The 22,379-nt window shown below is 67.5% G+C and carries 23 protein-coding genes; 12 read left to right on the top strand and 11 right to left on the bottom strand.

Annotated features, from left to right (window positions below):
* Window positions 1–188 precede the first annotated feature (188 nt).
* From FLL47_RS32900 to FLL47_RS32885, 4 genes are all read right to left on the bottom strand, one after another.
* Window positions 189–2,285, bottom strand: a complete 2,097-nt coding sequence (locus tag FLL47_RS32900; protein WP_186316049.1) for a glycoside hydrolase family 65 protein — start codon at window positions 2,283–2,285, stop codon at window positions 189–191.
* A 239-nt stretch (window positions 2,286–2,524) separates the two neighbouring features.
* Window positions 2,525–3,124, bottom strand: a complete 600-nt coding sequence (locus tag FLL47_RS32895) for a DUF1360 domain-containing protein (protein WP_246158963.1) — start codon at window positions 3,122–3,124, stop codon at window positions 2,525–2,527.
* Window positions 3,125–3,578: 454 nt separating this feature from the next.
* Entirely contained in the window at window positions 3,579–4,505 is a 927-nt protein-coding gene (locus FLL47_RS32890) for an NmrA family NAD(P)-binding protein (RefSeq protein WP_144126544.1), read from the bottom strand.
* Between the two features lie 168 nt (window positions 4,506–4,673).
* Window positions 4,674–5,324, bottom strand: coding sequence for a TetR-like C-terminal domain-containing protein (locus FLL47_RS32885; protein WP_186316048.1), 651 nt, complete (start codon window positions 5,322–5,324; stop codon window positions 4,674–4,676).
* Window positions 5,325–5,680: 356 nt separating this feature from the next.
* Here FLL47_RS32885 and FLL47_RS32880 point away from each other — a divergent pair, with 356 nt between their 5' ends.
* From FLL47_RS32880 to trhA, 8 genes are all read left to right on the top strand, one after another.
* Window positions 5,681–6,040 (top strand): hypothetical protein, encoded by a 360-nt coding sequence (locus FLL47_RS32880; protein ID WP_144126542.1) that lies wholly within the window; start codon window positions 5,681–5,683, stop codon window positions 6,038–6,040.
* A 645-nt stretch (window positions 6,041–6,685) separates the two neighbouring features.
* Window positions 6,686–7,306 carry a hemerythrin domain-containing protein gene (locus tag FLL47_RS32875; RefSeq protein WP_246158962.1) on the top strand — a complete coding sequence of 207 codons (621 nt, stop codon included), beginning with the start codon at window positions 6,686–6,688 and terminating at the stop codon, window positions 7,304–7,306.
* Between the two features lie 1,429 nt (window positions 7,307–8,735).
* Window positions 8,736–8,915 carry a hypothetical protein gene (locus FLL47_RS32870; protein WP_144126541.1) on the top strand — a complete coding sequence of 60 codons (180 nt, stop codon included), beginning with the start codon at window positions 8,736–8,738 and terminating at the stop codon, window positions 8,913–8,915.
* Between the two features lie 30 nt (window positions 8,916–8,945).
* Window positions 8,946–9,491, top strand: coding sequence for an Asp23/Gls24 family envelope stress response protein (locus FLL47_RS32865; RefSeq protein WP_144126540.1), 546 nt, complete (start codon window positions 8,946–8,948; stop codon window positions 9,489–9,491).
* A complete protein-coding gene (locus tag FLL47_RS32860) occupies window positions 9,488–9,847 on the top strand; it encodes a hypothetical protein (RefSeq protein WP_144126539.1) in 360 nt (119 codons plus the stop codon). The genes FLL47_RS32865 and FLL47_RS32860 overlap by 4 nt, the downstream gene beginning before the upstream one ends.
* Window positions 9,844–10,365 carry a hypothetical protein gene (locus tag FLL47_RS32855; protein ID WP_144126538.1) on the top strand — a complete coding sequence of 174 codons (522 nt, stop codon included), beginning with the start codon at window positions 9,844–9,846 and terminating at the stop codon, window positions 10,363–10,365. The genes FLL47_RS32860 and FLL47_RS32855 overlap by 4 nt, the downstream gene beginning before the upstream one ends.
* Window positions 10,362–10,979: an Asp23/Gls24 family envelope stress response protein gene (locus tag FLL47_RS32850; protein WP_144126537.1), complete on the top strand. Its 618-nt coding sequence runs from the start codon at window positions 10,362–10,364 to the stop codon at window positions 10,977–10,979. Before FLL47_RS32855 ends, FLL47_RS32850 begins: the two co-directional genes overlap by 4 nt.
* A 167-nt stretch (window positions 10,980–11,146) precedes the next feature.
* The gene (gene trhA, locus FLL47_RS32845; RefSeq protein ID WP_425457782.1) at window positions 11,147–11,770 is read left to right on the top strand and encodes a PAQR family membrane homeostasis protein TrhA; all 624 of its coding nucleotides are present in this window, start codon (window positions 11,147–11,149) and stop codon (window positions 11,768–11,770) included.
* A gap of 106 nt (window positions 11,771–11,876) precedes the next feature.
* Here the strand turns inward: trhA and FLL47_RS32840 are convergent, their stop codons facing one another.
* Complete coding sequence (locus FLL47_RS32840) at window positions 11,877–13,058, bottom strand: zinc-dependent alcohol dehydrogenase (RefSeq protein WP_144126535.1); 1,182 nt, start codon at window positions 13,056–13,058, stop codon at window positions 11,877–11,879.
* A gap of 196 nt (window positions 13,059–13,254) precedes the next feature.
* Between FLL47_RS32840 and FLL47_RS43240 the strand changes: the two genes are divergently transcribed.
* Both FLL47_RS43240 and FLL47_RS32830 read left to right on the top strand, forming a co-directional pair.
* A complete protein-coding gene (locus tag FLL47_RS43240; RefSeq protein ID WP_186316047.1) occupies window positions 13,255–13,779 on the top strand; it encodes a DUF4142 domain-containing protein in 525 nt (174 codons plus the stop codon).
* Window positions 13,780–14,182: 403 nt separating this feature from the next.
* The gene (locus FLL47_RS32830) at window positions 14,183–14,635 is read left to right on the top strand and encodes an ATP-binding protein (protein WP_186316046.1); all 453 of its coding nucleotides are present in this window, start codon (window positions 14,183–14,185) and stop codon (window positions 14,633–14,635) included.
* Window positions 14,636–14,687: 52 nt separating this feature from the next.
* On the opposite strand, the gene FLL47_RS32825 is transcribed toward FLL47_RS32830, so the two are convergent.
* The 6 genes from FLL47_RS32825 to FLL47_RS43235 all read right to left on the bottom strand — a co-directional run bounded on the left by FLL47_RS32825 (window position 14,688) and on the right by FLL47_RS43235 (window position 20,346).
* Window positions 14,688–15,104, bottom strand: coding sequence for an STAS domain-containing protein (locus FLL47_RS32825; RefSeq protein WP_144126532.1), 417 nt, complete (start codon window positions 15,102–15,104; stop codon window positions 14,688–14,690).
* A gap of 165 nt (window positions 15,105–15,269) precedes the next feature.
* Window positions 15,270–16,871 carry a phytoene desaturase family protein gene (locus FLL47_RS32820; protein ID WP_144126531.1) on the bottom strand — a complete coding sequence of 534 codons (1,602 nt, stop codon included), beginning with the start codon at window positions 16,869–16,871 and terminating at the stop codon, window positions 15,270–15,272.
* A complete protein-coding gene (locus FLL47_RS32815) occupies window positions 16,868–17,305 on the bottom strand; it encodes an SRPBCC family protein (RefSeq protein ID WP_144126530.1) in 438 nt (145 codons plus the stop codon). Before FLL47_RS32815 ends, FLL47_RS32820 begins: the two co-directional genes overlap by 4 nt.
* 98 nt (window positions 17,306–17,403) lie before the next feature.
* A complete protein-coding gene (locus FLL47_RS32810; protein ID WP_144126529.1) occupies window positions 17,404–18,450 on the bottom strand; it encodes an SDR family oxidoreductase in 1,047 nt (348 codons plus the stop codon).
* An 891-nt stretch (window positions 18,451–19,341) separates the two neighbouring features.
* Window positions 19,342–19,584: a hypothetical protein gene (locus tag FLL47_RS32805; RefSeq protein ID WP_144126528.1), complete on the bottom strand. Its 243-nt coding sequence runs from the start codon at window positions 19,582–19,584 to the stop codon at window positions 19,342–19,344.
* A 468-nt stretch (window positions 19,585–20,052) separates the two neighbouring features.
* Window positions 20,053–20,346, bottom strand: coding sequence for a hypothetical protein (locus FLL47_RS43235; protein ID WP_186316045.1), 294 nt, complete (start codon window positions 20,344–20,346; stop codon window positions 20,053–20,055).
* 607 nt (window positions 20,347–20,953) lie between these two features.
* Between FLL47_RS43235 and FLL47_RS32795 the strand changes: the two genes are divergently transcribed.
* Together FLL47_RS32795 and FLL47_RS32790 are read left to right on the top strand one after the other, a co-directional pair.
* On the top strand, window positions 20,954–21,157 hold the full coding sequence (locus tag FLL47_RS32795) for a hypothetical protein (RefSeq protein WP_144126526.1): 204 nt from the start codon (window positions 20,954–20,956) through the stop codon (window positions 21,155–21,157).
* Between the two features lie 295 nt (window positions 21,158–21,452).
* Window positions 21,453–22,247: a hypothetical protein gene (locus FLL47_RS32790; protein ID WP_144126525.1), complete on the top strand. Its 795-nt coding sequence runs from the start codon at window positions 21,453–21,455 to the stop codon at window positions 22,245–22,247.
* Window positions 22,248–22,379: the final 132 nt, after the last annotated feature.

Genomic DNA, 22,379 nt, shown 5'->3' with positions numbered 1-22,379 from the left:
CGGGCAGGTGCCAGCTGGTGCCGAGCAAGTGTCGACCTGCTGGGGCCGAGGCCGGCTATCACACCGCAGCCGAGCCGTTGCGCGGCAATGGCCCTGGCCGGGCCGGTATGCGTCGTGGATCGGACGGGCGGTCGGCCGTGGGAGTTCGGCAGTGACGGGCGTGAGTAAGTCGTTGGCCCTGGAGGGCGCTATCCGATGTCCCTGGAGTCGCCGGTCGGCTTCAGTTGGGCCCGGTCGTGGCTGTGCTCGGCATTGAGCTCGTACCCTTCGCGTCGTGCCCACAGCCGTTCGACATGCACGCCTTGCCAGCTGTCGGGCATGACGACGCGGTGCTGCGGCCAGGTGTCGGGCTCGCCGGGGTTGACCACCAGGCCAGTGAGGCCGTAGAGGCAGCTGGTGAGGAAACCGGCGAGGTTGGCGGTGAACGGCCCCGCGCGCGGCTGGTCGGGGTGCACGTCCGGGGCGTACTCCAGGGTGATCCGGTACGGGTCGGTGATGAAGTCGGCGTACCCACGCTCGAACATCTCCAGGGCCGCACCGCGGTCGCCCAGCCGCGCGGCGTACACACCGAGCAGCGCCGACAGCATGGGCGCGCCGGCGTACCGGTCGCCGAGGTCCAGGTAGTAGCGAAGGGTCGCCTCGGCCACCTTCGGGTCCGGTTCCCAGCCCAGCGGGAACAGGGCCGCAGCTGCCTCCGGGGTCTCGCCCTTTTCCTGGTCGGGCTGGTAGCCGTCATGGTTGGCGATCACGTGGCCGCCGTTGATCATGGGGATGACGAGATGGTCGGCGACGTCGGCCCAGTCACCGGGCACATGCTCATCGAGTGCCTGGCCGAGCGCAGCCGCTTCGCGTAGGGCGAGGATCGCGGCGATGTTGGTGAAGGCGTCGTTGTTCCGCGGGCTGGCCGTCTCCGCTATGCCGGTGACGCGGCGGATCTCGTAGCCGCGGTCGCTGTGCTCGACGCGGCTGGTCACCCACTGCGCCACCCCGGACATCACCGGCCACGCGTACTGGCGGGCGAAGCCCATGTCGCCGGTGGCGTGCACGTAGCGGGCGAACGCCAGGGCGATGTCGGGGCCGACGTGATGCTCCAGCGACGTCGCCGCGCCGATGCCCGGGCCGGCTTCGTCACCGGTGCTCATGCTGCTCTCCCAGGGGAACTGCAAGCCGCGGTAGCCGTTGAGCGCTGCGTTGGCCGCGGCGGCGTCGGCGCGGGTGGCGCGGTAGCGCAGGATGGTAGAGGCGGCTTCGGGGTAGGTCAGCAGCAGCGGCGGGACCGCGAACGCCTCGATGTCCCACATCACGTGGCCGCGGTAGTAGTGGTAGTCCGGCCAGTACGCCAGTCCGAAGATCGATGTGCTGGCGGGTGAGGAGGGGTGCACTGAGCTGTGCAGGTAGTAGTACGCCGCGTCGGCCATGGCCTGCCACCGGTTCGGAGCGCCGTCCAGCACGATCCGGCCGCGCCACAGCTGGTCCCACGCCTGCCGGTTCAGCTTGCGCAGGGTGTCGAAGCCGCGTATCTGCGCTCCGCGCAGCAGCCGCCCGGCCTGCAGGTGAGGCTGCGAGTGCAGCGTGTCCGCCACCAGGCTCGACACCTGCCGCAGCCGGTAGGACGTCTTGGGCCGCGCGGTGAAGCTGTAGTCCGTGCGCAGCGCGGCCACCGGACTGCGTTCGAGGAAGCGGCGCACGTCGTCGGTGCCGTCGAACGCGGTCAGGTAGGCCGCCCCGCAGGTGCTCAGCTGTCCGTAACTGCGCCAGCGCATCATCCCGTCGCAGCCGTCGGCGATCGTGGCGACCTCGCCCAGATGTCTGTCGGCCCACTCCCCCGTCACGCCTTGCGGATCCACTCCCGCTGACACCGTGATCTCACACGGCCGCTCGGCCCGCAGGTGTGTCTCCTGCAGGATGAGCGTCGGATGGGTCCGGCTGCAGAAGGTGGTGACCTGCACATGGACGGGCGCGTCGCCGGGATCGAACACGAACCGGCTGTTCAGCTCGCCTGATGCGAAGTCGTAGCGCTGATCGACGAAGGTGACCCGGTCGGGGGCGTAGTCCAGCGACCTGCCGTCCACCCGGATGTCCCCGGACAGCGGGTACGGTGCGCGGGCGAACGTCTCCACCGCCGCGGTGGGGTCAACCCCGTCAAATCCACTGACGATGGCCACCCCGTTGAGATACGGAATGTGACGCACCCGAAGGCCGATCAGACCGTTGGACAGATACGCCGGAAGGTCACCGGCGCGCCAGGTGTCGACCGCATCAGGGCTGACGGGAGCATTGGCCATAGCACCCAAATACCCTTGAAGATGATTTGCCAATCGCTCAGCCGACCCACCGGCGTCGAAGCGTCCTCCAGCTTGGCCTTGATCATCTGAGACCGTCAGGAGCGGACCGTCCTGTGGCCTGGCTATACGGCCCGGCCTTGGTGCGGCGCCGGAGCGCTTGCATCGCCGTCTACGGGTCCGGCTCGCTGTGGGCGAACCGTCCAGCTCCATGTGCGCGGGCAAGAACGCCAGCGGGCGCGTCAGGGAAGACCGGCGCTCTCGTAGACCCGAGGCGCATCAGCCATGTCCGGGACTTGCGGCGGCGAGGCCTGTGGGTCATCTTGGGCGGCACGCCGGGCGATACCGTATGCCAACTGCAGGAAGTCGGCACCTGCCACCGCGGACAGGGCGGTCGCCACGAGCCGCGTCAACCCGGGCGCCAGCACGAGCCCGGCTGTCAACGTGGTCGCGGTCCACACCGAAAGGCAGAACGGGCAGCTGACCAGCTCACCCACCGCATGACGGACCTGCCCTGCACCATCGTGCACCTGCTCGCAAACCTCGCCTTCACCGGCCGGCTTGTCATAGCGCGTGGACGGCGCTCTCAGCGGGCTCGTCACGGCGTCCTTCGTAAGCAGCCTGCTCGCCTTGTGCGTGGCTACGGCGAGCAGCGCGACGTCACCAACAGTGGGACGGGGCAGCTCTCGGCGGGAGGCCCGGACCACCAGTGCCAGGCCTGCGACGATCGCACCATAGGCTCCCAGCAACGTCCCATAGCCTTTGAGGGGACGCCGCTGTCCACCGCTGTACTCGTTGCGTTGCACCTCAAGCTGCCTGGAGTTCAAGATGCGGGCGGTCACCTTGCGATGGCCCTCGGTTGCCGATCTAGGGCGAGTGGCTCGGTCGTGGCAACGGGACCCGGATGGGCACCCTTCTCGGGCCCAGGGCTGGGCATTTCGCGGTGATCAATATGCGTGAGTTTGGGCCCCATCTTGCAGACGCTGACGGGTGAGCTCGAGCATGTCGATCAGGTAGCCGGGGCCGCCGGTGATTCTCGCCCGAACGCGGAGTCATCCTTCATCGCGGCATGTGAGTGAAGCCCGCAGGGCGCCGCTATGAGGCAGCCGTTCTTGTCGCTGCCATGTGAGGAGCTGTGATCCCCGCCCCGGGGCGGGTTGGCAACTTGACGCCGCGGGCAGGGTGCTGTCGCGAATGTATGGACGTGGTCGTCCTCGCCGCGTGAGGCGGTGTTCCTGGCGGCGGGGCGCCGCCAGGAACACCGCTGCGCTGGTGAAGTCGGAGGGCTGCCTGAGTTCAGGCAGCGAGGGTGTGCAGGTCGTGCTGCGCTGCCCATTGCTCGAGGGTTGTCGTGGTCAGGCCGTAGCGGGCGGCATGGTGGGGGCGCGCGGGGTAGCCGACGCGGTCGCTCCAGGTGTCACCCCACGCCGTGGGCGCACCCATGCGCTGCTCCTGCTCCTGCCGGGAGAGGAAGACGGCCTCGACTTTGCGGCCGGCGGCCCTGGTGAGGGTGTCGGCGATTTCGGTGTGCGTCAGCGCGTCGCCGGCCAGGTCGATCTCGGCTTCGTGGAACTTGCCGGGCTCGGCCACGGCGGCGGCAACAGCCGCTCCGAAGTCGTCCGCACAGATGAGCGCCAGCACGGTCTGCGGGCTCGCAGAGGTGATCAGCTTGCCCTGAGGCAGCTCGGGGAACTGGGTGCCCTGCTTAGGCGGGAGGTAGTTGTCCATGAAGAAGGCGGGCTTGAAGATGGTCCAGTGGTCGAGGCCCGCCTGCCGGATCGCGTCCTCCGCGGCCTCCTTCTCGTCCCAGTACGCCTTCATCACAGGGTCGGTCACCTCGATGCCCGGGTGCCGGGTGCGCCACCCGGTCGACGACACGGACGTGTGGATGATCTGAGAGACGCCGGCCCGCTTGGCCGCGGTGGCGATGTTGCGGGCCTTGCGCTGCTCGGCGCCGGGATCGGTTGGGTCAACGCCCGCGAGCTGCACGGAGAAGACCGCGTCGTGTCCGGCGCTGGCCGCCTCCAGGGATGCGGCGTCGTCCAAGTCGCCGGTCGCGAGGGCGACGCCCTGGTCGGTAAGCGCCTGGGCGGCGGCCGACGAGGGGTTGCGCACGAACGCGGTCACGGGGTGACCGGCGCGCAGCAGTGCCTGGACAGCGGCGCCACCCTGCATCCCGGTTGCCCCGGTGACCAGCACTTTCGCCTTATTCTCGGGTGTCACAGCACGTCCCGCCTTCGGTTGATCATGTGGTAACGGTTCACGGGCACGACAACCCGTCAACTAGAGACACTACAGTATCGAGTCATGAACGTATCTAGTTTGTGAGCTGCCTGACCCGAGGTCGGCCGAGCAGACATGGCGTGGATCGAACATAGAGCCGGAAGGGCTTCAGCTGACGGGAGTTCCGCCCACCAGGGGCAGCAGCACCTGGTCAACCAGGCTGGCTATCCCATCGACATCGAGAACGGCACCGAGCAGGTCCTCCTGCAGGACCAGCACCCCGACGACTGCGGCGATCTCCAGCCGGCCCGGCGCCAGCAGACGCTCAACCCTCTCCGCAGTGAGCTCGCCGCGCTCCTGGGCGCGGCTAAGGCAGGAGACGATTCCCTCGCGCTGCCCGACGATGTACCGCTCACGCAAGGTGTCGGCAATCTTGGGGTGAGAGGCGGTGGCGGCGGCCAGCACAGCCGAGAAGCGACGCTCGCGGGGGTGCAGGCATGCGGAACTGTGGGTCAGTGTCGCGACCAGGTCCTCGCGCAGTGTCCCGACGGCCGTCACCTCGGCCGGGACATCAGGAAGCATGATGCTTTCCAAAGCGTCGGCGACCAGGTCCTCGCGCGAGGCCCAGCGACGGTAGACGGTGGCCTTGGCCACCCCCGCGCGCGCGGCCACCGCACCCATGGTCAGATCCGCGTACCCGCTCTCCACGATCAAGTCCAAGACCGCTTCGATGATGCGAGCATTCCGCGTCTCGTCACGGGCAGGCCCGAAGGCGCCACCGGGACGCTGGCGTCCAGCGGGGCGGGTCGACCTGGTCATACGCGCGACGGTACTGCATCCACTTCTCCCGCCACCAAACCCTCCCGCCCCTACCCACGGGAAGTCGGCGGGCGGGCTTAGCTCCGCCTGCTCACACCACAGCATGGAGCGAGGAACCCTCTATGTGAAAGTGCCGGCTCGACCATCAACGCGACGCCAGATCAGAGCGGGTCCCAAACTCACGCCCAAGGAAATCCGCAAGCAGATACCGGGACCCGAACTCCCGCCCAAACGGGTTCGCTGCTCGCGCTCAGAACCAGGCGAGCGACGCGGCATGAAGAAACTTACGCAGCGATACCGTCATCACGGACTGCCGCCGAGAGCAACCCGCAGCGCGCAATGGCGTTGTGTTTGTCATGCAGACGAAGTGGGAGTCGCAGCATCGCAGCGTTTTGCTGCGTCTGGTGGGCGATGCCCAATCGGGAACTCGATTCGTCGACCCAGTCGGCTACTCCACCGCGCTGCGTTTGAGCCAGCAGCAGGTAAATGAGTCGCTCGACGCGCTCGTGGACAGCGATCTGGTCAACCTGCGGTACGGCCTGGATGCCACAGGATGCCTGGTATTGGAGTTGGTGTCGGTGTCGGGCATGGCATGGCGGATATTCGAAGCGGCACCTGCCGCCGTTCCCGACACTCTTTCGCCAGAGGCCTCAGCATCACTCCGCGCCGAATCGGCGTTCGAGGAGATCGTGCTACGTGCTACCTCTGGGCCGTGACGGCCGAATGTGCCAAAGTGCCGGCAGAACCCCCAAAACCGCCGCGGCGGGCTGCAGGACGGCTCCGGCGACCGCAGGTACCGAACCAGCAGATCACGGCTGGCCATCTGTTGCCCCTGGGCGATTCATTACGCGACCCGTCAACTGGCCCCGAGCGCAACGCCGAAAATCGCTCATCGCAGCAGGTGCTGTCACGTTGTACCGACTATGTCCTCTCCGGCCGACCGTCGACATGGGGACACCGGCCCGCTTGACCAAGCTATGCCGGCTGCCGGGCAGCACCGGCCCCGATGCGCGTGCGTGATCCGATGACCCCCCACCGGACTGCCGGGCTGCTTGCGGCATCGCAGCTGGCCCTGATGTGTTTGACTCCACCCTCTGCCGCTTCGAACGGCGGGACATGGGCATGAGTTGCGCATGATGCGGGACCACGACCGCCCCCGTAGCAGGGCCCGATCGGGCTGCCACAGCTGCACTCCACTATCCGGATCGTGAAGAGCCCTTTGGCCAGGCGTGGCGCACGAGCCGTAACGCGCAGCTCGCGGCCGGTCAACTCCTGGCCTGCGATGTTGTCCATTGCCCGGTTTCTGGCCGTCATTTCATGTACATATCGACTGACACGCGCATCAACTGTCGGGAGGCATCGTGAGCCAGTCAACACGCACGTCCAAGACCGCCGGCCGTAAGACTGCCCTGCCCAGCCGCTCCAAGAAGAGCACCTCCGCCGCATCGGCCGCGTCGGCAAAGGCCGGGCAGCCCAAGAAGTCGCTGCCGGGCACCGCCGCGATCGGAGAAGACGCGATCGCGATGCTCAAGGCCGACCACAAGGTCGTCGAAGGGTTGTTCAAGCGGTTCGAGAAGGCCGGTGACAGCGCCTTCGGCGTCAAGCGCCGGATCGTTACTGATGTCATCGCCGAGCTGACGCGGCACGCGTACATCGAGGAGACGCTGTTTTACCCCACCGCCCGCAAGGCCGCACCGGACACCGCCGAGCACGTCCTGGAAAGCGTCGAAGAGCACCACGTCGTGGTGTGGATGCTGTCGGAACTGGCCGACACCGATGCCCGCGACGAGCGATTCGACGCCAAGATGGCCGTGCTGATGGAGAACGTACGCCACCACGTGGAGGAAGAGGAGAAGGAGTGGTTCCCGCTGGTGCGCAAAGCCATGAACCGCACCGCGCTGCGGGAGCTGGGCGCCCGGATGCAGGCCGCGAAGAGCGACGCCCCGTCCGATCCCCTGGCGTTGCGCAGCGCCGTCGCCTGACATGTAGATCCGCGTCATGCGTGCTGATCGTGGTCGACCCGCAGCAGGGCTACTACCTCAACGAGCCGCCATATCGAACCGGCGATCGTAGTCTCGTGCAGGTGACGCGAGCGAGCGGCCGGCGGCGCGTTCTGGTCGCTATCCCAGCGGGCCATTCGAGCGAATGCTGGACTGGTACGAGGTGCACGGGCCAAGACACCGACAATGTCACCTACTGACCCCGTCGCTGCCGCACATCTGCGGGGTCGTCGATAAGACCGGCTACAGGGCACTCAACGGCAGGCGCTGAAGATCACCGGGCGTGGCTGAACCGACGTCGTGTCGTGCGGACTGGACACCGACACCTGCGTGCTCCGCGGCGAACGCGTTCGACCGCGGGCTTCACCCCCGGGTCGCCGAGGACACCTGCGCGGGTCGCGGCGGCGCACAAACTGAGATGGGCCTGCTCATGGTCACGTGTTTATGGGCGCGCGCCAAGTGCAACCAAGTGAGACGATCTTGAGCCGCTGGTGTCGGCTCGCCATACAGAACACCACGTGCCCTTCAGGAGTTGGTCTGCTCTCAGGACGCATATCCGTTCCGGCGCAGTGGCAAGGCTGGCTGCGCCTGCATCGCAGGCAGCAGCAGAGCGCTTGTTCACCAGCCTGATCCCTTCGAGTATGGCTGCATGGTCCACGTCGACTTCTTCGATGAGAGGCCGGCGAGGATGGGCTCACCTTCACTGCCACTGCGCGAGACACCTGCATTGAGGTCCTCGATCCGCAAGACCATCAAATGCAAGAGCCAGAACTACTGGAATACCTGATCATGAGGGCGCGGGGGCACTCTTCGTCAGGCAATCGCCGCGCCGTCGAAGGCACCAGACCCGAGCCGTCGCGGTGGTGGCAGCGCCCTATGCTGCGCCACTCGAATTCGCCGGGGGTGTCAGCCAGGCGTCGGGTCCTGGAGGCCGCAGCGAGGTCGCCGCCTGCGCCACCGGAGCCGCTTAACTCGATCACGTGCTCGACGAAGGCCACGTGCTGTACCGCCCGCGGCTGGCTGCACGCCGCTGCCGCCGTCGACCGCATCAGCCACATCACCCTCGGGCCCCCGGCACGCCCGATACAGCATCGTCAAGGCACTGCTCGGCCTCGCCGCCGAAAACCCGCAACTGCGCGCCGGCCTGGTCCCGCCCGACCCCGACGTGCCCTCGCCCCCACCGGGCAGTCACCGTGCAGGCACCATGACGCCGTCGCCAAAGCCGACGACGTCGCCCGCCGGCTGCGACCCGGCCAGTGGACCGCCCATCGGCCGGGAAACGCGCCGTTCACGTTTGGATGCCCCGGCAAAGGGGTAAAAGCAACATTCTGGACTCATGGGTAAGGCCGACCTATGGACGGCCGAGAGTGTCGCAGGGCGGTACACCACGTCCGCTACCAGAGGAGTTGCGATGAGTGCTCGCCAGTTCGGGTTCGCCATCGGTGTGGCCCTAGCCGTCATCTGGGCGGTGCTGGGTTTCCTCGTTCTGGTGGCAGCCCTGTTCGCCGGCATCGTCGGTTACGTCATCGCCAGCGCGGTCGAGGGAGACCTGCGCGGGGCGTTCGACCGGCTGTCACGTTCCCGGCCCTGATCAACATCATTGACACCCACGGAGGTTCTCATGACCAGTCCGGTTACCGACCGGCCAGCAGAGGCCGGCACCGGCGAGACCAGCACCCAGCGAACGGACCTCCCGGGCAGGGCAGGTGACCTCGCCCGGCGGCCATCAGCAGATCCGATCAGCCGGCCGCAAACCGGCATGTCCCTGATCACCGACCACGGCAAAACCCACATCGCGGACGGTGTCGTCGCCAAGATCGCAGGGCTGGCCGCCAAGGACGTGCCCGGCGTCTACTCGATGGGGGCAGGCATGGCCCGCCGCGTCGGCCAGCTGCGCTCAATGATCCCCGGCACCAGCAACGATCCCGCCGCCAGTGCCAGCCAGGGAGTCTCGGTCGAGGTGGGCGAGCGGGAAGCCGCCATCGACCTCGACGTCGTCACCTGGTACGGCCAGAGCATCGTCGAGGTCACCGATGCCGTACGCGAGCACGTTACGGAACAGATCGAGGGCATGACCGGCCTCAAGGTCGTCGAGGTCAACATCAACGTCGACGACATCCACGTCGAGACCGACGACACGGGCGAACAGGAAGCACGAGTGCAATGAGTTCGAGGCTCGAGCTGGCACGGGCGGTGGCCGAAGCAGTCACCGCCCTGCCGGGCGTCTACTCGATGACCGCCGGGCCCGGCGTGCCGGTGGTGACCCTGTCGGCGCACGGCCAGGTGCCGGGCGTACGCGGCAGCGACGAACGGGTGACCGTCGCGGTCGTGGCCGCGCGGCTGCCGCTCGCCCCGGTGGCGGCCGCGGTCGGGCAGGCCGCGGAAGCTGTCCTTGCCGAACGCGGCGACACCCGACGTGTCGACGTCGTGATCGGCGACGTGACGGACACAGCGTTGCGGTCCGCATCCACGGGCTACGCCCTCTTACCGGCCCCAGATGGAGGTGAGCGATGCCTATCGTGAACCGGGTCGCGTCCGCTCTGCTCGGGATTCTTTTGATCATCGTCGGTCTGGTGGCCGCAGCCGAAGCCGGCACGGCATGGACCGGCAGGGCACCGCTGATCCTGCCGCTGCGAGAGTGGTATCAGCGCCTCACCACCACACCGTTGTCAAGCCGTGTCGTGCTGCTGGCCGCCATCGCGACAGCGCTGGCTGGACTGGTCATCCTGGCCGGTCAGTTGCGGCACTGGCGCCCCAAGGAGCTCGACCTGCCCAGTGAGGGAGCGGTCACGTGGCGGGTGCAGCGTCGCACGGTGCAGCAGCAGGTCGCCGCAGCGGTGGCCCGGGTCAACGGCGTGGGACTGCCGAGAGTGGACGTCCGGGGGCGCCGATCGGCGTGGTCGGTTTCGGTAGCCGCGGACGCCCGGGCGGACTGCGATCCCGAGGTGACCCGAGCGGCCCGGCGCGCCATGAGCCGCTTGGGCGCCAGCGATGACGTCGCCCTGCACGTGGCCCTCAGACAACCGAGGAGGGTGACATGAACACCGGAAACCGCATCCTCTGGACCGTCATCGGCGTCCTTCTCACGGCTCTTGGTGTGGCCGGCGTGCTGGCCAAGCTCGGGCGGCTGCCCGGCACCTACCAGGACTCGCCGTTGCTGTGGCCCGGGTTGGTCGAGCAGTGGCGGCAGTGGCAGCCGTGGACCTACCTGGGTGTGCTGGTCGCAGGCTTGATCGTGGCGTGGCTCGGCTCCCGTTTGCTTCGGATCCAGCTACGCGCTCACGGTCGCCGGCACCTGCCGGACCTGGTTTTCGGCCGCCACAACCCGCACCGGCTCGGTGACGCCGACGACAGGAGCCCTTCCGATGACCTGTACGGCACCACGCAGGTTCGCTACCGGGCCATCGCCGACTGCCTGGAACGCGACCTGGCTACGACGGGTCGACTGCAGCACGCCGACGTGATGATCAGCGGCGCCGCCGACGCGCCCGACATGCTGCTGACGCTGGACACCCGTCCCGGAGCCGACCTGAACGAACTACGCCGACACGTCCAAGTGGCACTGGGCCGTTTCACCACGACCACCGGCCTCACCCCCGCCAAGGTCGAGATCTCCGCGGGCGTACATGCCGGAACTCCGAGTCGCACCCGTTGACCGACCACACAGGACGTCGGTGCGTCGGATACAGAGGCTTGTCACCAGACGGGTGGCGGCTTCCGCTGATCCGGATTCAAGCTGTGGAGGGTCGACATGACCGTCTGGTGTAAGGCGTGACCCTAACCTCGCCCCGCCTCGCTCTCGCCGATTTCGGCCAGCCGCGTATGCGCGGCCGGCTGCACGCGTACGGGTTCTTCGTCGCCGCTGTCTGCGGTGTCGTCATGGTCGGTGTCGCCGCCACCCGGCCGGGTCTCTCACCGGTCGTCAGCACTGCGATCTACAGCATCACCGTCTGCGCTCTGTTCGCCGTCAGCGGCCTATACCACCGCCGGGTCTGGAGCGAACGCGGCTACCGCATCATGCGCCGACTCGACCATGCGATGATCTTCATATTCATCGGCGGCACTTATACGCCGCTGTGCATCCTGTTGCTCAGCCGGACCAAGGCAACAGTGCTGCTGTCGATCGTCTGGGCTGGCGTGCTAGCCGGTGTCACGATGTCGATGGTCTGGCCACACGCGCCCCGCACGGTTTCCGTGCCCCTCTACCTCGCGCTCGGCTGGGCGGCGGTCGTGATCCTGCCCGATGTCGCTCACGTAGCCGGGACACTGGCGCTGGTCATGCTGGCGGTGGGCGGCATCGGCTACAGCGTCGGCGCGGTGCTGTTCGCGCTACGGAGGCCGGATCCGTGGCCGGCGGTGTTCGGCCACCACGAGGTGTTCCACGCTTGCACGCTGCTCGCAGCGCTGTGCCACCACATCGCGATCTATCTCGCATTGTTCGTCTGAGCCCGCAGCGCGCAAAAGATCACGCCGACGTCGCTGCCGGTCTCATCCGCTTGCGTGCATCGCAGCGCCGATCAGTGCTCGCGATGTCGGAGCCCAACGCGGTGCGTCACGGTTGCAGCAGCACCTTGATAAAGCCGTCCTTCTTCTCCTGGAACTGCTGGTATGCCGCGGGCGCCGCGGTCAGCGGCAGCCGATGGCTGGCGAAGCCGGACACGCCGAGCGGATCGGCGTCGGTGAGCAGGGGCAGGATGTCGTCGACCCAGCGGCGTACGTTGGCCTGGCCCATCCGGATCTGGATCTGCTTGTCGAACAGGGTCATCATGGGCAGTGGGTCGGTCATGCCGCCGTACACGCCGATGATCGAAATGGTGCCGCCGCGGCGGACTGTCTCGATGGCCAGGTTCAGCGCAGCCAGGCGGTCGATGCCGGCGGTCTCCATGAGCTTGGCGGCCCAGGCGTCCGGCAGGACACCGGTCATCTGCTGCATCGCTCTGGCGATCGGTGAGCCGTGTGCCTCCATGCCGACCGCGTCGATGACAGAGTCGGGGCCACGACCGCCGGTCATGTCCCGGATGCGGGCGACGAGGGTGTCCTGGTCCTCAAGGTCGAGGACCTCCACGCCTCGGGCCATGGCGCGATCCCGTCGCTCAGGCACCGGGTCGACACCGATTACCCTGCCGACGCCGTGGTGCAGCGCGATGCGGCAGGACATGTCACCGATCGGGCCCAGGCCGAGAACCAGCAGGGTGCCGCCCTGCGGCACGGCCGCATACTCGACGGCCTGCCACGAGGTCGGCAGCACGTCGGACAGGTACACGAACCGGTCGTCTGGCGGCCCGGCCGGCACCGTGATCGGCCCGTACTGGGCCTGCGGCACCCGCAGGTACTCCGCCTGCCCACCGGGGACCTGTCCGTAGAGGCGCGTGTAGCCGAACAGGGCCGCGCCCATGCCTTCGGAGCGCACCTGGGTGGTCTCGCACTGGGTCTGCAGGTTCTGGTTGCACATGAAGCAGGCGCCGCAGGCGATCTGGAACGGAACCACGACGCGGTCGCCGGGCTTAAGCCGGGTGACCGCCGAGCCGACCTCCTCCACGATGCCCATCGGCTCGTGGCCGACGATGTCGCCTTCGGTCATGAACGGTGCCAACACCTCGTAAAGGTGCAGGTCGGAACCGCAGATCCCGGTCGAGGTCACCTTGATGACCGCGTCGGTGGGTTCCTGGATAACGGGGTCGTCGACCGTGTCCACACGTACGTCACGCTTGCCGTGCCACACCACTGCCTTCATCGGTGGCCGCCCTTCATGCTGGTCAGCTGTGCTGCCGCCACCCTGCGGGCAGCATTTGCCATGTATGTCCGTTCCCCGCTCTGCCATCGGCAAACCTGCAGGCCAAGCCGTTTCAGGGCTACCCCGCGACGGGTATTGGTTCGGGATGGAATGCACGCCACGGAGGGGGCTGAGCACGATGAAGTTGTGGAGAAGGATGGCAGTCTTGCTGGCCGGTGCGGCCATGGCGGTCACGGCGACCGCCGCCGCGTCGCCTGCGGTCGCCGTACAGCCGTCGGAGCAGGACACCGCGTGGATGGTCGCGGCGCACCAGGCGAATCTCGCCGAGATCGCGACCGGGAAGATGGCGCAGGCCAAGAGCAGTTCGGCCGCGGTCAAGGACCTCGGTCAGCGGTTCGTCACCGATCACGCCAAACTCGACGCGTCGCTCAAGGCTCTGGCGCAGGAACTAAAGGTGAGCCTGCCGGCCGAGCCGAACGCCGAGCAGAAGGCCGTGGCAGACAAGCTCCAGGCCGCCGCCGCGGGCGACGAGTTCAACAAGATGTGGATCGAGCAGCAGCTCGCAGCTCACACCAAGTCCATGAAGGCGACCCAGCAGGAAATAGACAAGGGTGAGGCCGCACAGGTCAAGGAGGCCGCCGAGGCGGCGATGCCGGTCATCACCGCCCATCACGAGGCGCTGATCAAGGCGGCGCCGGACTTCGGCGTAAAGCCGCAATGACCTAGGCGGAGCGATCAACCACTGCTGCCCCGTGTTTGCACATCCTAAGCACGGGGCAGCAGGCTGCGCTGCCGGTTCTCTACGAAGACGCGGACGCAAGCGCCGCGCAGTTTCCTATGCGGCAGCCGTTACAGTCCCCTGCGTTCGCGGAGCGGGATGTAACGCTGATCATGATCGACGCCATGTTCCGGCTGGGTCGCTCCTGCTCCCCTACGGCCCGATCGATGCAGTCGATAGCGGCAGAGCCGCCCCGCGAATCAGTCGTCGCCGGGCACCTCGCCGAGCATGTCAACCGCAGTTTCGTCGGCTGCAAAATGGGTACAAATTACACTAGCTGTCGTCACTGGGCCGATCGTTCCCACAGATCAACAGCCACGGCGGTGGCCTTGGGAGGAGGGGAACTGTGCATCAGGTAACCGCACCGTTCGGACCATCTCCCGAGGGCACCCCAGTGCTCACCTTCGACAACCCGAGCGACCTGACGCAGGTGCGTGAGTTCGTGTGTGAGTGTGCGCGGGCTGTCGGCCTGCACGCCGAACGACTGCCGGCACTGAGGGTGGCGATCAGTGAGGTCGCCACGAACACGCTGCGGCATACGCGTGCAGGGGGGACCGTGCGTGTATGGGCCGATGAGGGCGCGGTCGTCAGTGAACTCACCGACAGCGGAACCTTTCAAGCCGGCACATGCCCTGCCTGTCCCGGCTCCGAAGGCGGTTGGGGCTTGCGGATCGCCGACGAGGTCTGCGACCGGTTCGACCTCTACAGTCAGCCCGGCAAGACGGTGTGGCGGCTGGTGATCAATTTGGGAGCACATAGACAGTCCCCCGCGGTCACGGACCGATATTCCGGTCCGTGACCGATTTGGCTTCGTAGTTGTCCCCGTTTGCGCGCCGGATCGCCAGGTGGCGTCAGGTCGCTGGTTGCGGCCCACCGAGTGCGGCTCGCCCCGCGGGCAGCCGTCGTTCGGAGGCGGCCGAGGTCGAAGCTGCGGCCGAGGGTGTCGCCCAGTTCTCCGGGATGCTGTCACGCAGGGCGGCGACCTGGTCCAGGCCAGTCAGTTCGAGGATCTGGTGAGTTATGCCCGGCGCTCCGCACAGCGATATCGCCGCCCCGGGCAGCCGGGCCGCCACTGCGTATAGGTAATGAACCAGAGCCGCCCCACCGAAGGTCACATCGGCGAGGTCCACATACAGGGTCTCGCAGGACACCACGGCCAATTGACGCTGCGCCAGCTCTACGTCCCCGGAATCGAGCAGGTCGACGTCGCCGCCTATGCATAAAAATGCCACCCGCCCCTGACATGTGCGGGTGACGGTGATGATCATCGGGTGCTGTACCACGCCATCCCCACCTCTGGCTTTTCCGACAGAGCTGCCGAGGTCTGGGGCAGTTGAGATCAAACAGTCAACACGAAGGATTCTACCCTTTCCTCCGCAGCGGCAACACTGTCCGACTACACACAGCGATGGCCGCTGCCCTCCTGGGTTCGGTCAATAGATCAGCTGGTACGCGGCCGAGACGGTCGCGCGGTAGACAGCACCCGTGACGGCCCGATCGCGGTGTATCGCAGCTCGGGCGGCATTGGCGCCGGGACCCCCGTGCACGCCCGGGCCGGGATGGGCCGAGGCGCTAGCCAGATACAGCCGGTCGATCACGGTGTCGGCGCGGCCCAGCCCCGGCGTCGGCCGCAGCACCAACTGCTGGGTGAGCGCAGCGGTGCCGCCGCCGAGCGCACCACCGCTCATGTTGGCGTTCTCGTTGACCAGGTCCTTAGGACCTTGGACGTAACGGCCGACGACCAGCTCACCGAATCCGGGCGCCAGTTTGTCGATCATTTCCTCGATGCGATCCACGTACGCCCCGATGCCCGCGTCGTCGCGGCCCCGCCCGGCGTAGCGGTAGGGCAGGTGGGTGTAGGCCCAGGACGTCTCCGTTCCCGACGGCGACCTGGTCGGGTCGGCGCGGCTCATCTGCCCCATCAGCACGAACGGCACCGGGGGATCGTCTCCTGCGGCAACCGACGCCGCCGTACGCGAAAGTTGGGCAGTGTTCCCGCCCAAGTGCACCGTGCCGGCTGAGCACACCTGCGGGTTGGTCCAGGGCAGCGACTCACGTAGCGCCCAGTCCACCTTCACCGTGGGCCGGTCATAGCGGAACCGACGCAGGTCGGCAAGCAGCTGCCCTGGGAGGTGGCTAGGGCCGATCAAGTGCCGGTAGAGGTAGGGGGCGTCGACGTCGGCGAGCACGGCCCGGCGGGCCCGCCAGGCGCGGCCGTCGGCGCAGACGACGCCGAGGGCGCGCCCACCCCCGACGATGATCCGGTCGACGTTGGCCTGGCAGCACAGCATTCCCCCGCGGGCGGTCAGCCGACGCACCATGGCGTCGGTGAGCGACTGTGCGCCGCCTTCGGGAGCGGGGAAGCCGTGGTGCTGACCGAGCATGGCCAGCAGCCACCCGTACGCGCCGGAGCCCGCGCTTTCCGGCCCGACGTCGGCGTGCAGGGCGCAGCCGTAGAGCAGCAGCCGAGCGCCCTCGCCGGCGAAGGACTCCTCAGCGAGGTCCCGGATCGACAACCCCGCCTGCCGAGCGGCTCGCAGGCTGCCGCCTACACCGCCGCGGGCCAGCAGCCGCATGGCGGACCGCACCGGCGGAAACGGGGTGAACATGGCCGCCACGAGGTCGTCCTCCAGGGCAAGCCAGCTGCGGTATGCGGCCAGCCAGCGCCTGCCGTCGCGGCGGTCGAACGAGCCGACCGACTCGGCGGTTCGCTCGGGGTCGCCCCACATCAGCGCGGCACGTCCGTCCGGCAGTGCGTGCGCGAGCACGGCGTCGGCGCGCAGCCAGCGCAGGCCGTAGTCGGACAGCCGCAGTCCGGAGATCACGGGTGAGCAGGCCGCGAACGGATAGAAGGCGCTGCACAGGTCGGCGCGGAAGCCGGGTGCGGCGACCTGCGCGCTGCGTACGGCGCCGCCCGGGGTGGGCGCGGCCTCCAGTAGCACCACGTCCCAGCCGGCGTCGGCGAGCAGGTTCGCGGCGACCAGCCCGTTGGGCCCGGCGCCGATGACCACCGCGTCGGCGACCGGCGTGTTCACGGGCGGTGCTCGGCCAGGTCGGCCAGGCGCCGCAGCGCTTCGCGGTTGCGGGCGTGCATCAGCACATCGTTGATCTTATTGCGGAGGGCGAGGGCAGGCCCGTCACTGAACTCCTCTACCAGCACCACCTGGGTGGCCGATGATGACTGTTCGATCAGGGTGAATACGGCGGTGAGTTCGCCGAGCGGCCAAAGCTTCGGTTTCATGGCCAGGCGAACCGGCGGTTCGCAGTCCAGGACCTCGGTTTCGTGGTTGCGGGTCAGCGGCCAGATGCCGACCGTGTGGTGGAGCTTGCTGCCGGCCGCCGGCCACTCGAGATCGACGTCGCGGATGTGTGCGGTGCCGACCACCCAGTTGGCGTAGCTCCAGCCGTCGGACAGCACGTCGAACACCTTCTGCAGCGGCGCGTTGACGGTGCGTTCTGTTCTTGACATGGGTCAGCCTCTTTCGGGCAGGCATGATGGGCCGCCGGGCGCCAGATGAACAAACTGGGACAAAAACACGGCTGCTTCGTACCCGGCAGCGCTTTGCCCTAATCGTCTGTGACGCCTACTCGCGCAGCTCGGCGGCTCGTGGTTCGAGGTGTCAGGCGTTCAGGGCGGCTCTTCGTCGGCAGCCACGCGCTGCGAATACGGCGGCTCACATCGGCCAGCGCCGCCGCCGGAATGCCCGCCAGCGCGACCATCGGCAGGCGCCGCCCACCGTCGACGCGACGCGGCTGCTCGACGGGCGTGAACAGGTTGCCCTCCGACGACTGCATCAGCCGCCCGAACTGGGCCGTCTGGCCGTACCAAACCATCAGCCGGCCGGCCAGCGCCGGCGCCAGCCGCCACGACCACACCACACTCGCCGCGGCAGTACCGACCAGACTCTGCCGCCGCGGATGCTCCAGCAACCGCACGATCCGGTCGGCCACCCGCTGCGGTGAGCTCATCGGCCGCGGTGGGACGACCTCCCGCCCCATGTAGTTCGCCGCCCAGGCGAACAGGGGCGTGTCCACCGACGCCGGCAGCACCGTGCACACCGACACCTCGTCGATCCCGTCGGCCTGCAGCTCCTGGCGCAGCGCATCGGCCAGGCCCTGCACCGCGTGCTTGGCCATGCTGTACGCGCCCAGGTACGGAATCGACACCTCCGACAGCACCGACCCGACCATGATCAGCACCCCTCCCCCGGAGGCACGCAGACGCGGCACCGCAGCCCGCACGCCATACAGGTAACCGAACACGTCCACGTCGACAGTCCGGCGCACCTGATCCAGCGGCAGGTCGAGCAGCCTGCCGTAGACGGCCACTCCGGCGTTGTTCACCCAGGCGTCGATCCGGCCGAACCTCGCCTGCGCAGCAGCGGCCAACCGCTCGACAGCCTCCACGTCCGCGGTGTCCGTCGACACCTCCAGCACCGCCGCGCCCAGCAGGCGACACTGCTCACCGATCTCGGACAGCCCGCGCTCGCTCCGGGCGGCGAGCACCAGTCGGGCGCCACGGCGGGCCAGTGTCAGCGCCGTGGCGGCCCCGATGCCGCTCGAGGCACCCGTGATCACAACCGTCGACTCGCTCAGCGATCTTGTCAGTGGCATCCGCTGTCAGTACCCGCACTGAGCAGGCTCTACGCGGGCGAGCCCGAGATTGGCCGAGCGGGGCCGCGGACCTCCCGCAGATCACCGGCTAGCGCGCTGCGCATGAAGCGCTCAGCGGGTTGCCCCGCGGTCCGCCGAGGTACTCGGGCCCTTCTCGTGGCTAGGCGGGTCGGACGGCCTCGCAATGGCTGCGGGCACATTCTCGTCATCGTCGCCGTCAGGTGCTGGCCGCGCGGTGACGGCCCCTTCGCCTGACGTAGCCTGCCCGGCATCGTCGGTGAACTTTCCCGGTGTCTGCGCAAGATCGTGCTGCTGGTGGGACACGCCCTCCGCCGTCGGTTGCCCTTGCGGTCCCCCTAAGCCGGATCCGCCCTCAGCGGACTCGCGCTCGGTGCTGTCGCTGTATCCCTGCTTCATTTCCTTCCCCCTCCACCATGTGGGAGCTGCCCGGACCACGTCGCTGTGCCAGCCGACGCCCCCGGCCCGGGCCGCCGGGTCCAGAAGCGGAGTTCCCGCGTCGCCCCTGCTCAAACCCAGGCCGTTGTCTGGGGCCGTCTCATCCGGTACCGGTCCGCAGGGCGTCTCATTCGCCGATCGCCGATGAGCTTCGCCCTCGCGGTCTCAGCCCGCTGCCCGATGGCGAGACGTGACTGATGGAGGCGATGTCGCCTGCCGGCTGCCGACAGCCGAAGCCCTGTGTGGGACCTCGGCCGCGGGCAGCGTTTGCCCGCTAGATGCTGGATATCGAACGTGTTCTTGTCCGAGCATCGGACGGTGTCATGGTTGTCGGATGCGAGGTTGGTGCCCGTGCCGCTCGGATCACATCCAGCCAGGCGATGAATACGCCGAAGCGCTCCGCAGCCCCGCCCAGTAGTGGTTCGTGGTTCGGCATCACTCTTCCGGGTCGGCGAGACCGCAGAATCGGTAGACCCATGGCGGCTGGATGCCGGTGTCCTGTTCCCTGACGTAGACCGCTTCCCAGGCTTCATGTGCCTCCGACTCCGCCGAGGCCACCGCTGCTGGCGTCGGCGGGCCCAGGCATACAGACATGGGTGGATCATCAGGTCGATCGACCTCAAGTTCCTGGAGGACCTCGGCGCAGCCGTTCACGAACTTCACCATGATCTTGACCATGACATCTCCCCCGCCCGGCCACGGCGCCGGGGGAACAACGCGCGTGGCGCACCATGAACATCGCCATCATGTACGAAAAGCGCACTTCGGCGCAGCGGGACTACGGTTTCCGTGACCAACTCCGACACATCCTCCTGACCGGGCAGCGGGTCGGCCGAATCCGCTGTGTCGAGGTTTGAACATCGCTCAGACGGGGGACGAACGTGCGTTAGTTGGCCGGCTAACGTGGCCGACTTCCGCCATGTTGGAGCACGCGCCTACGCCTGCTCCCGCAGCAACTATCATCAGGTCATCGCGGCGCCTGTCAGCACCAAGGTCAGCATGCTAGGTGTTAATACGCCAACCTCCGCGGAATCAACGCCATTCCCCGCAAAACGTCGGCCCGATTCCCTTGGGCTTGGCGCTGCCAGAGAGAGCGATGGGGTCGCCACTTCATCGTGGCGACCCCACTTTGCGCAACTCGTCCCATTACTCGTCGAGACGACGCCCTCTCACGATCGACATGCCCAGGAAAATGCCCACTATCAGGCCTCCTGCTCCGGCTGCCACGGCTGCGGCCAACCCGGTGATCGACGCCCCGGTAGCAGCGGCTTGACCTGCTTGCATAGCAGCTTGAGTCGCTTGTGCTCCTGCCTGCGTCGCAGCCTGCACGGCCTGCGCGCCTGCCTGCGTTGCCGCCTGCACTGCTTGCTCCTTCTCCAGCACCTGGACCTTGTCGTCCGCCCCGACGCTGTTCTGGCTGTGCTGTACATCCACGCTCATTGCTTCTCCCTGTTGCTCGTAGCCAGCTGGCGACGCCGCACTGAGTTCGCCAGTCGGTGGGATGCTCCAGACCCATGATGTCGCTTCCCTACCTGCGGCCAGGCGCAGTTCTTGGGATACGTTCCACGTCCGGCCTGTCACTAAACGGCTTTCACCAGGTATTACTCAGACCAGGAGCAGGTTTCTGACTGTCCGGGCGGCAGCGCAGGCACCCGGGCGCGCCGCCCGACGCGCGTTGACCAGCGCGAGGAGCTACGCCTGCGGCCGGGACGGTGAACCACAACCGGGTCTACGCCGACTAGGTTGCCGCCAGGGGACGGGTCGGCACCGTAGAACGCGGCTTTTCCCACCAGGTCCGCAACTGTCGACCGTGATCAGGCGATCCTAATACGGCAGCCCAAGTTCGTGATGTAGCCGTTGGTAATCAAACCTGCACTGTCAGCTTGGGAATCGGCCAGATCAATGTCCCTGACCTCGCTCCGCCTGGGAGACGGCGGTCCCGAGTGGCCTGGATGACCACTCCTTCACCCGGGCTTATGGCCCGTGGATGGCCCGGCCCCGGGGACATGACCTTGAGATAGCGTCAGCACTCCCGTATAACCCTGGCATGAAGTCGATCGACAAGGCCCCGTTCTGGACATGGCCGCTCGGGATAGGCGTGTTCGGCGGTATCACCGCCTTCCGCCTCCTGGTGGATGGCCGGTGGTTGGCGATATTCCACCTCGCGATCGGCATGGCATACGCGGCTGGACTAGGGCGTGCACTGCTGCGACGTAGCCTGGTGGCTCGTGGCATCCGCGTGGACGACTGAGGACTGGGCCCACCGACATCAGCTTGGGAATCGGCCAGATCAACATTTCCGACCACGGCTCACGCGACGGAACGCGGTCCCGAGTGGCCTGGGCGGTCCCTCCTTCACCCGGGCTTATGGCCCGCGGATGGCCCGCCGATGATCCACAGGGGATCGAAGTCTCTGTCATCTTGGCTCCTCCCCAATCCCGGCCCCGACGGCTCGCCGGGCGGTCGTGGCACCGCCCACGGAGCCGACGCTGGGTTGGGGCTGGCGTGGGCCGATAGCATGACGGCCCGTCGAGGAACGAGGTGGCATGACAGAGGTGTTGGGTCCGAGTCAGCGCAAGCTGGCGCTAGCGCTCATGACGCTACTGCCGTTCATGGTCTTCTTTGGCGAATTCGTAACGCTGCTGTTCACGTACTGGCTCCTTGCGCCGATAGCTCCAGCCGGGCTGAGCGAGGTAGCGGCCAACATCGGGAAGTGGGCGCTGCTGGTGGCGATCCTAAAGATTCCCTTCGCAGTCGACTGGTTGCAGGCGATGCGTCACATGCAGAGGTTCTCGGTCAGCGGCGAGTTCCCCCCTGCCGAGCGCGGGAACGCCCACCGAGGCGGCCCCGCGCTCCGGGCCGTCCTGGACGTCGTCGCGACCGCCGTCGCGTCATTGGTCACTTTCGCCTTCATTGCCCGGCTACCGTTCACCTCGGACCTCTTGCTTCTCATCGTGGTATCCGCAGGTGCGTCGTACTTGCTCCCGGCTTCGGTCGGATGGTTGTTCAGCCTGTTGCGTTGGCTGGGCCGAGCCTTGTTCGGCCCGTTGCGCCGCCTGGATCGAGCCTTCGACGAGGTCGACCGGCAGACGCGGCCTGACGCTGCTCCGGGTGCACCAATGGAGTACCCATCGCCTCCCGAGCCGTGGCGGCCGCCGACAGAACTGACGTCACTGAGCGGATTCGTGCCCTCAGCTTGGGAATCGGCCAGGTCGACATCTCCGACCTCGGCTCGTCTGGTGGACCTCGGTCCGGAGCGGCCCGGGTGGTCCTCCTTCGCGCGACATGTGGCCCGTGAATGGCCCACCGATGATCCGCTGTATAAACGTCGCCATGGGTGACACGGTGTTGCGCGGCGTTCGCGGTGAGCATGTAGGCGTCGTTGCTGGTGAGCTTGTAGCGGCATGGTGAAGCCCTGTCCGCCGGAGGCGGGCAGGGCTTGGTGTTCATGGTGTCGTGGTGGTGTTCACTCT

Origin of the sequence: Catellatospora sichuanensis (assembly GCF_007483665.1) — a bacterium.
In the GTDB taxonomy this organism is placed as follows: Bacteria; Actinomycetota; Actinomycetes; order Mycobacteriales; family Micromonosporaceae; genus Catellatospora; species Catellatospora sichuanensis.
Note: the sequence above shows the minus strand (reverse complement) of the source record. Positions and strands in the feature narration are given on the sequence as shown.

Bases quoted from the DNA above. Each gene is read 5' to 3' on its own strand.
- FLL47_RS32900 (WP_186316049.1), bottom strand. From the start codon at position 2,285: ATGGCCAATGCTCCCGTCAGCCCTGATGCGGTCGACACCTGGCGCGCC.
- FLL47_RS32885 (WP_186316048.1), bottom strand. From the start codon at position 5,324: ATGACCAGGTCGACCCGCCCCGCTGGACGCCAGCGTCCCGGTGGCGCC.
- FLL47_RS32880 (WP_144126542.1), top strand. From the start codon at position 5,681: ATGCAGACGAAGTGGGAGTCGCAGCATCGCAGCGTTTTGCTGCGTCTG.
- FLL47_RS32870 (WP_144126541.1), top strand. From the start codon at position 8,736: ATGAGTGCTCGCCAGTTCGGGTTCGCCATCGGTGTGGCCCTAGCCGTC.
- FLL47_RS32865 (WP_144126540.1), top strand. From the start codon at position 8,946: ATGACCAGTCCGGTTACCGACCGGCCAGCAGAGGCCGGCACCGGCGAG.
- FLL47_RS32860 (WP_144126539.1), top strand. From the start codon at position 9,488: ATGAGTTCGAGGCTCGAGCTGGCACGGGCGGTGGCCGAAGCAGTCACC.
- FLL47_RS32850 (WP_144126537.1), top strand. From the start codon at position 10,362: ATGAACACCGGAAACCGCATCCTCTGGACCGTCATCGGCGTCCTTCTC.
- trhA (WP_425457782.1), top strand. From the start codon at position 11,147: ATGCGCGGCCGGCTGCACGCGTACGGGTTCTTCGTCGCCGCTGTCTGC.
- FLL47_RS32840 (WP_144126535.1), bottom strand. From the start codon at position 13,058: ATGAAGGCAGTGGTGTGGCACGGCAAGCGTGACGTACGTGTGGACACG.
- FLL47_RS43240 (WP_186316047.1), top strand. From the start codon at position 13,255: ATGGCAGTCTTGCTGGCCGGTGCGGCCATGGCGGTCACGGCGACCGCC.
- FLL47_RS32825 (WP_144126532.1), bottom strand. From the start codon at position 15,104: ATGATCATCACCGTCACCCGCACATGTCAGGGGCGGGTGGCATTTTTA.
- FLL47_RS32815 (WP_144126530.1), bottom strand. From the start codon at position 17,305: ATGTCAAGAACAGAACGCACCGTCAACGCGCCGCTGCAGAAGGTGTTC.
- FLL47_RS32810 (WP_144126529.1), bottom strand. From the start codon at position 18,450: ATGCCACTGACAAGATCGCTGAGCGAGTCGACGGTTGTGATCACGGGT.
- FLL47_RS32805 (WP_144126528.1), bottom strand. From the start codon at position 19,584: ATGGTCAAGATCATGGTGAAGTTCGTGAACGGCTGCGCCGAGGTCCTC.
- FLL47_RS43235 (WP_186316045.1), bottom strand. From the start codon at position 20,346: ATGAGCGTGGATGTACAGCACAGCCAGAACAGCGTCGGGGCGGACGAC.
- FLL47_RS32795 (WP_144126526.1), top strand. From the start codon at position 20,954: ATGAAGTCGATCGACAAGGCCCCGTTCTGGACATGGCCGCTCGGGATA.
- FLL47_RS32790 (WP_144126525.1), top strand. From the start codon at position 21,453: ATGACAGAGGTGTTGGGTCCGAGTCAGCGCAAGCTGGCGCTAGCGCTC.